The organism is Streptomyces sp. NPDC048411, from assembly GCF_040704695.1.
Lineage (GTDB): Bacteria > Actinomycetota > Actinomycetes > Streptomycetales > Streptomycetaceae > Streptomyces.
In genome coordinates this window covers 1-7,491 of sequence record NZ_JBEZKL010000220.1, presented here as the reverse complement: position 1 = coordinate 7,491, position 7,491 = coordinate 1, and the positions used below count along the sequence as shown (strand labels likewise).

At 71.5% G+C, this 7,491-nt stretch carries 6 protein-coding genes and 1 pseudogene; 3 read left to right on the top strand and 4 right to left on the bottom strand.

The window, feature by feature from the left end; genetic code table 11:
• Window positions 1-237, top strand: a pseudogene (locus AB0915_RS37275) (recombinase family protein); the annotation flags it as partial.
• A gap of 64 nt (window positions 238-301) precedes the next feature.
• On the opposite strand, the gene AB0915_RS37270 reads toward AB0915_RS37275, so the two are convergent.
• Together AB0915_RS37270 and AB0915_RS37265 are read right to left on the bottom strand one after the other, a co-directional pair.
• Window positions 302-1,300: a helix-turn-helix domain-containing protein gene (locus AB0915_RS37270; RefSeq protein ID WP_366695576.1), complete on the bottom strand. Its 999-nt coding sequence runs from the start codon at window positions 1,298-1,300 to the stop codon at window positions 302-304.
• A 115-nt stretch (window positions 1,301-1,415) separates the two neighbouring features.
• On the bottom strand, window positions 1,416-5,180 hold the full coding sequence (locus AB0915_RS37265) for a S8 family serine peptidase (RefSeq protein WP_366695574.1): 3,765 nt from the start codon (window positions 5,178-5,180) through the stop codon (window positions 1,416-1,418).
• Between the two features lie 357 nt (window positions 5,181-5,537).
• Between AB0915_RS37265 and AB0915_RS37260 the strand changes: the two genes are divergently transcribed.
• Window positions 5,538-5,966: an organic hydroperoxide resistance protein gene (locus AB0915_RS37260; RefSeq protein ID WP_366695572.1), complete on the top strand. Its 429-nt coding sequence runs from the start codon at window positions 5,538-5,540 to the stop codon at window positions 5,964-5,966.
• A 98-nt stretch (window positions 5,967-6,064) separates the two neighbouring features.
• A complete protein-coding gene (locus tag AB0915_RS37255; protein WP_366695570.1) occupies window positions 6,065-6,271 on the top strand; it encodes a hypothetical protein in 207 nt (68 codons plus the stop codon).
• A 7-nt stretch (window positions 6,272-6,278) separates the two neighbouring features.
• Here the strand turns inward: AB0915_RS37255 and AB0915_RS37250 are convergent, their stop codons facing one another.
• Window positions 6,279-6,503, bottom strand: a complete 225-nt coding sequence (locus AB0915_RS37250; RefSeq protein ID WP_366695568.1) for a hypothetical protein — start codon at window positions 6,501-6,503, stop codon at window positions 6,279-6,281.
• Between the two features lie 27 nt (window positions 6,504-6,530).
• Window positions 6,531-7,295 carry an MBL fold metallo-hydrolase gene (locus tag AB0915_RS37245; protein ID WP_366695566.1) on the bottom strand — a complete coding sequence of 255 codons (765 nt, stop codon included), beginning with the start codon at window positions 7,293-7,295 and terminating at the stop codon, window positions 6,531-6,533.
• Window positions 7,296-7,491 lie beyond the last annotated feature (196 nt).

Below are 7,491 nucleotides of genomic sequence, written 5' to 3'. Positions count from 1 at the left end.
CGGCGCCGCGCGGGCGGCGAGTCCGTCGAGCAGATCCAGCCCGACCTGATCATCCCCACCGGCAAGCGCAAGGGACAGAACCCCTCAGTCGCGAGCATCTACCGGGCGCTCGCCGAGCACGCCAAGCGCGAGGCGTACCCCGAAGCCGTCGAACAGGCCGACACCGACTTCGCCGCCCTCCAGGTCGGCGAAGTTCCCGGACCCCGCCTCGCTGCCCCTGACCGAGCGTCACTCTGATTACAGAGAGCTACTTGTCACTTCGCCGTAGCTTCGGGAGAACAGGGCCGACACGCGCGGTCCCTCACAGCCAGCCGCGCCGGGCGGCCTGCCAGGCCAGCTGCATGCGTGTCCCGGCGCCGGCACGCTCCATCAGGTTCTGGATGCGGCGCTGGACAGTTCTTCGGCTCAGGCCCATCTGTGAGGCGATCGCCTTGTCGGCGACGCCCGCGACCAGCAGGGACAGCAGCTTGCTGTCGGCCTGTGACAGCGACGGATGCATCTCGGTGTCGTCGGTGGCCAGGTCGCCCGTCTCCGAGAGGTGCAGGGGGACGGCGTTCTCCCAGTAGCCCTCGAACAGGGCGACGAGCGCGCTCAGCAGGTTGCCGTCCCTGACCAGCGCGGTGGTCGGCTGGTCGGGGCTGCCGTGGGGGCCGCCGGGCACCAGCGGGAAGATGCCGACGGACCGGTCGGCGATCGCGAGGCGCAGCGGCAGCCAGGGGACGGCGCGGGCGATCTCCCCGGCGCGCACACCCGCCACCACATTGTCGACGGCCCCCTCGTCGTCGAAGAACGCCTTCTCGTACAGCACGCGGTAGCGGACGCCGCGGGCGAGGGCCTCGTACTCCTCCGTGTTGGTGCCGGAGGGCATTGCCACGTACTGGGCCCGGCAGAACCAGAGCATCTCCTCACGGGCGTCGGCCTGTATCTGTCTCAGCCGCTGGCGCAGTGCCTCCGCCCCGGTGATGACCTCCAGCAACTGCCCGGCGTCATGGCGGCGCATGGTCTCGCGGTACGCCTCGAGCAGCCGGTCCGCCTGCGCCCGTGCCACGTCCAGCGCGTCTGCGGTGTGTTTAATACGAGGGAGCAGCGCCACGTCCGGGGGCACCGCCCGAAACACCCGAGGTGTGCCGTCGGTGTGGCTGGCCAGCCCCTGGAGCACGAGGGATTCGAGCACACTTGTGCTGTCGGCTCCGCTCACACCGGTGCGCCGGGCGATGTCCTCGGCGGTCGCTCCGCCCGCCGTCACGAGAAGGCGGTAGACGGCCTCCTGTTCCGGCGAGACTCCCGCAGCTTTCAGCATTCCGAAGGCCCCCTCGCTCGTCGTGGCGTGGACAGTCCGAGGACTCTACTCCAGGGCCTCGCGACGGCAGGGGGCGAGAGGTCCGTACGCCCCCTCGCCCCCTGGTCCGTGAGAGTCAGTGGCGCTCCGCCCAGGCGCGGGAGACCGTCTGCCGGACGCTGTTGCCGGCGGAGTCCCGGGCCGTGACCCGCACCGTCACATAGGCGGTGCCGCTTTGGTGGTGCGGGCGGTCCACCGTGGCCCGGAACGTGTCCTGGCCCCGGTTGCGGACGTTCGCCGCCCGCCAGGTGCGGCCGTCGTCGTACGAGATCTCCACTCGCACCCTCGCGCCGCGCGGGGTGGGCGCCCCGTCCTGGGCGCGGACCGTGACGTCCACGCCGTACGAGCCGGCCCGGGTGACGGTGTTGTGCGCGTCGACCGGTACGGCGTAGTCGAGTTGCAACAGGGGCAGCGGGGCGGCCTCGTCGGTGGTGTCCGAACGGAACGACCAGGACGTGCTGGTCGCGGTCGCGTAGTCCCAGTCGGGGGAGGTGCGCGAGGTGGTCAGCGCCAGCCGGTAGGCGCCGGGTCCGGCCGGCACCTCGACGTCCGTCCAGGCGTTGTCGAGGCCGGTGAGCCTGGTTCCGTCGCGGTAGAGGGCCGCTGTCACCGTGTCGTTCGTGGCCTGCGCGCGGCCGGTGCCGATGCCGCCGTCGCCGGCCAGGAAGCGGGACCAGTGCCCGGACTGCGAGTCCGTGAACTCGGGTACGCGCAGGCGCAGTACGTTGCCCTTCCGGACGGTCGGTTCGATGGCGCCCGCGGGGATCGACGGCCGGACGACGGCGCCCTGCCATGTCTCCTTCGTCTCCGTACCCGCCCGGTAGGTCCGGGGGGTGTCGCGCATGCCGAGCGCGAGCGGCAGGTCGGGGTCGTAGGTGGTGGTGTGGTGGACGAGGTGCTGCCAGACCGTGTCACCGGCGCTGACATACTCGGTGCGGGTGACGCCGGTGGGCACGTAGCGGTTGTACTGAAGCCAGGCCGTCCCCTGGTAGGGGCGCCGGGCGAAGCGCTGCTCGGCGGCCCAGCCGCTGCCGCCGTCGTCCGCGTACGTGGTGCGCACCACGGCGCTGTTCCGGGCGGAGACGGTGTACGTGACGTGCTGCGGGATCTGTTGCTCGGCCACCTGGACGACGTCGTAGAGGTAGGGGCTGCGGGCCGTGCCGCGGAAGGTCACCTCCGTGGTGCGGCGATGGATCCGCTTGAGGATCTCGGCTCCGGTGGTGGCTCCGATGCGGACCACCGGCAGCGGCGAGCGTTCGCCGTCCGGGCTCCAGCGGGTCCACGGGGTGTCGTCGAAGTTGACCAGCAGGACGCCCTTGGCGCCGGCCGCCGAGACCTGCTTCAGGGCCTGGTCCACGCCGGTGCCCTGCTCGTCGGTGAGCACCGCGAGCCGGCCGCGGACGCCGGTGAGTGCCGGGGCGGCGGCATCGCCCGCGTCGACGGCGCGCAGGGTGGTGCCGCGGTCGCCGAAGAGAGGTGAGGCCGGCATGTAGTAGGCGTCGAGCGTGCCGGGCAGGCCCGTGGCCCGCGCCTGCAGCAGCGGTGCGACGAGCTGCCAGCGGGAGGCGAACTCGAAGGTTCCCGTTCGTACCGGGGAAGTGGGGCTGACGTAGAGCCGCTTGGCGATGTCGAAGAACATCACGCCGTGCATCACTGCCAGGCCGTCGAGTTCGCGGTAGGTCTGGTAGCTGAGCACCCCGCGCTGCTCGGCGGGCCGTGGCGTGCGGATCTGGACCTGAACGGTTCTGCGGGCGTCCACGGTGACGGTCGTGTCCTTGGTGACCTTCACCTCCGGCAGCACGACCTCGCGCAGTTCCTGGCCGTCCTTCGCGGTGCTGATGAAGGTGCGGCTCACCTGGTAGGTGCCCTCTTCCACCTCGGCGACGCCGTTGTCGGGGTCTGTGTAGCCCACGTAGCCGCCGGGGCCCCAGACGAACGGCTGTGCGGCGATGCGGTCGCCGTTCTCGTCGTACGTCCGCACGGTCAGCCTGTGCAGGGGGCCGTGCACGACCAGGCTCAGCGTGGTGTGCACGGCCGGGGCGTCACCGCCCTCCAGGGTGCCGGTGATGTAGCCGTAGTAGCTGCCCTGTCCGGCCTCGGCCGGGTCCACGGTGAGGGGGACGATGACGCTCCCGTGGGCGGGGAGGCGTACGGAGGAGTGCGCGAGGCGGACGGCGTGCGCCGGGGCCGGGCGGCCGGTGGCGTCCGTGAGGCGGGGCCGGAGATTCAGAGCGACTGCCTCGTCGGAGGTGTTGGTGTACGCCAGGTCGAAGGTGCGTGCCGCCTCACCGGGGTGGAAGGGGCCGGGGGTGACGCTGCCCGTCGCGGTGACCGCGCCGAGGGCGGCGGCGGCCACGTCGACGCGGCCGCCGCCCTGTTCGGTGACCTTCTGGCCGCTGATCGTGCGAGCGGTGCTGACGAGGGCGTCCTTGATCTGGTTGCCGGTCCAGTCGGGGTGGCGCTGGGCCACCAGGGCTACGGCGCCCGCGACATGGGGTGTGGCCATGGAAGTGCCGGAGAAGCCCACGTAGTACTGGTCCACCACGTCGCCCTGCGTGGTGCCCGAGGCGCGGGCCGCTACGATTCCGACGCCGGGAGCGGTCACGTCCGGCTTGACGGCGCCGTCGCCGGACCGGGGGCCCCGGCTGGAGAAGCCGGCCAGTGAGTCGTCCCGGTCCACCGCGCCCACCGTCAGCGCCGAGGCGGCCGCGCCCGGTGAACCGACGGTGGACGCACCGTCCCGGCCGTTGTTCCCGGCGGCAATCACGAACAACGTGGGGGTGGTGCGGGAGAGCTCGTCGACGGCCTGGCTCATCGCGTCGGAGCCGTCGCTGGACTCGTCCGAGCCGAGGCTCATGCTGACGACCTCGGCGCCCTGGGAGGCCGCCCACTCCATTCCGGCGATCACCTGGGACTCGGAGCCGGAGCCGTCGTCGCCGAGCACCTTGCCGACGATGAGGTTTGCGCCGGGGGCCACGCCCTTGCGGGCGCCGCCCGAGGCCGCGCCGCTGCCGCCGACGATGGACGTGACGTGGGTGCCGTGCCCGAAGGAGTCGCCGGTGGTCGGACTGTCCGTGAAGTTCGCCGTCTTGACGACCCGTCCGGCCAGGTCAGGATGCGCCTGGTCGACTCCCGTGTCGAGGACCGCGACCTTGACTCCCTCGCCGTGATCGCCCTTCTGCCAGACGGCAGGGGCGCCGATCTGGGCGGTGCTGCGGTCGAGGACGGCGCGTACCCGGCCGTCGAGCCACACGCGGGGGGCGGCGGCGGACGCCTTCGACTCGGCGTCGTCGGGCGCCAGTTCGTCCCAGAACCGGCTCAGTTCGTCCTTCGCGACGTGCAGCGACCGGGCGTCGATGCTGGACAGTTCCCGTGCGGGGGCGTCGTGTTCGGCGAACGCGGTGAGTCTGTCCGTCGCGCGGGCCGTCGCCGTTCCGGAAGTGCTGACGATCAGCGGCAGGGTGTCGGTGTGCGCGTCGTCGTAGCCCTGCGCGAGGAGGGAGGTGACGTCGAACAGCGCCCGGTCCAGACGGCCTCGGGACACCAGGGCCGAGGCGTCGGAGGGGAGCACCGTCAGGTGCCCGTCCTGTTCGAAGGTGTGGAAGACAATGTCGTCGCGGCCGGGGCCGGGCCGCACGGAGGCGGTCTGCCGTCCGTCCGGGCCCTTCGCCGCGGTCACGCTGTCGCCGGTGATCAGGTGGACGGTGGCCTCGCTGTCCGAGGTCCCGGCCGCCACCGTGGTGTGCGACGGCCCGGGCGGACCGGCGAACGACGGGGTGACCGCCGCGGCGGCCAGTGCGACGCCTGCCGTGAACGTCGCCAACAAGCGGGTGTGTCTCATTGTTTCTGGGCCCTTTCCGGCGCGCTGCGTGCCGTTCGTCTGAGCGACAGAATCCGACGGCCGTGAGGCACATGTCACTCGATGCCGGTGGCACAGCTGGGACATGTCACAACAGCGACAGAGGAGCGTGCCAACTCGTTCCGTGTGAAGCATGTTGCACCCGCGCTGTGCCACCGGCCGGACCGTGACGGTCGATCAGCGCGACGGAGACGCACACCCGAAGGAGGTAGGCACCATCTTGACTGGTGACGCTAGAAGCTGCCATGATTGCGTCACTGCCTCAACCGGTGACACACAAAGTGTTGCGGTCGAGGCGACCGAAGACCTTCCTTCCGACCCAGATGGGGAGCACCAGTCATGGCAGTCAGCTACACCGCCGTTGTCGACGTCGACGGAGAGGGCCGCAACGGCGGTCGCGTCCGCTCCTCCGACGGTCTGCTGGAGACCGGTCTCGCTCTCCCGAAGGAGCTCGGTGGCGCCGGCACCGCGACCAACCCCGAGCAGCTGCTCGCCGCCGGCTGGGCCGCCTGCTTCCTCGGCGCCCTCCGCCGTGCCGCCACCCTGCGCAAGGTCCGGCTGACCAGCACCACCATCACGGCCGAGATCACCCTCACCCACGGCGACGACGGCGAGTTCTCCCTCTCGGCGGTTCTCAGCCCCGTCCTCGGCGGCGTCGACCAGGCCACCGCCGAGGAACTCGCCCACGCCGCCCACCAGATCTGCCCGTACTCCAAGGCCACGCGCGACAACATCCCCGTCACCATCAACGCCGGCACCGCCGCCTGAGCCGCCCCCTGACCGCGGGTTCCCTGCTCCTTCCCCCGGCAGGGAACCCGCACCCCTGCCATATCCGCACCACCGACCGGAGAGAGACGGGTCACGACATGGTTTCCACGACGTACACACCCACGCGGACCGCCGAGCACCGTCGTTCCGTGCCCGGCCCGCGCTCCGCGGCGTCCGGCGGGCAGCGGCCCCAGGACGCCGGAACCTCCCAGGTCCGTGAGTGGCCCGACGACACACAGGTGTGGATCTGGGCGACGAGCGTGGTCCTGTCGGGGTACGGTCCGGCGGCCTCGAACTTCGTCTGACAGCGGATCAGGCAGGCCCGCGCGCGCAGATGTGAGAAAAGCGCCTCTGCGTGTGAACCAGCCGTCCGCCATCCGCGTCTACCGCCTCGAACTCCTGCTTCATGGCGTCGAGCAGTTCGGGCCGCTCGATGAGGTCGACGGCGCCGGCCGCGAGGTAGCGGGCCGCGGACAGCAGCGCCTCATGGCCGATGTTGGTGGCCGCCGTGGCGGTGTCGCCCCAGTTTTGAGTCACGGGGGCGGTTCGGAGCGAGGACGGCGGTTATTTCGCCGCGTGCTCGCGGGCCAGCTCGACCGCCCGCCTCACCGGTCCCCGGTACACGGGCCCGTGGCCGGGCAGCACGACGCCGGCGTCCAGGTCCTCCAGCAGAGCCAGGGAGCGAAGCGCTCCGGGCCGGTCGGTGTGGAACATCCCGGGAAGCAGTTGCGGGCCGTCGACGCGGGAGGTGGGGTGGGCGGTCACCAGGGCGTCGCCGCTGACCAGGACGCCGCTGTCGGGCAGCAGGTAGGCGCTGTGCCCCTTGGTGTGCCCGGGCGTGTGCACCGGTACGGGGCCGCCGGGCAGGTCGAGCGAGCCCGACGCCGGGAAGGCCTGGGGTTCGGCCACCGGCACGTGAGCGGTGCCGCCCGCCTTGAGGGCGTGCACGGCCCAGGGCACCACGCCGGGCTGCCAGGCCCGCGCCACGATCTGACCAACGGTCACCTGGTTCAGGAAGTCCCGGCGGGCGTGGCCGACCTCCCGCTCGTGCATGAGGACCGGCGTGCCGTACGTCGCCCGCAGGTGTTCGGCGGCTCCGATGTGATCGTTGTGCGCGTGCGTGACAAGAACCGCGCTCACGGCCTCCGGGGCGAGCCCGACGGCGGCCAGCGAGGCGAGGACGGCGTCCCGGTCGCCCGGATACCCGGTGTCGATCAGGGTGCCGCTGTCGCCGTCCTTGATGATCACCCAGTTGGTGTTGCTGCCCGCGACCAGATGGACCTTGTCGTCGACGCTGACCAGGGAGCCGTCGCGCAGGACGCCATACATGCCTGTTCCTCTCGCTGCGGTTGCCGCGCCGGGAGCAGCCGATTTCTGCTGGCGAGCGGGAAACAGGATAACAACATGTGTGCTGCGCACCGATGGTGCGCAGCACACGTTTCACCTACCGGTCCGCGTCCGGCGTCCCGGCCGGGACCGGCGGACAGCGTGCGCTGCACCGGTACCTTGAGCCGGTCCGCGAGCC

Bases quoted from the DNA above. Each gene is read 5' to 3' on its own strand.
- AB0915_RS37270 (WP_366695576.1), bottom strand. From the start codon at position 1,300: ATGCTGAAAGCTGCGGGAGTCTCGCCGGAACAGGAGGCCGTCTACCGC.
- AB0915_RS37265 (WP_366695574.1), bottom strand. From the start codon at position 5,180: ATGAGACACACCCGCTTGTTGGCGACGTTCACGGCAGGCGTCGCACTG.
- AB0915_RS37260 (WP_366695572.1), top strand. From the start codon at position 5,538: ATGGCAGTCAGCTACACCGCCGTTGTCGACGTCGACGGAGAGGGCCGC.
- AB0915_RS37245 (WP_366695566.1), bottom strand. From the start codon at position 7,295: ATGTATGGCGTCCTGCGCGACGGCTCCCTGGTCAGCGTCGACGACAAG.
- AB0915_RS37255 (WP_366695570.1), top strand. From the start codon at position 6,065: ATGGTTTCCACGACGTACACACCCACGCGGACCGCCGAGCACCGTCGT.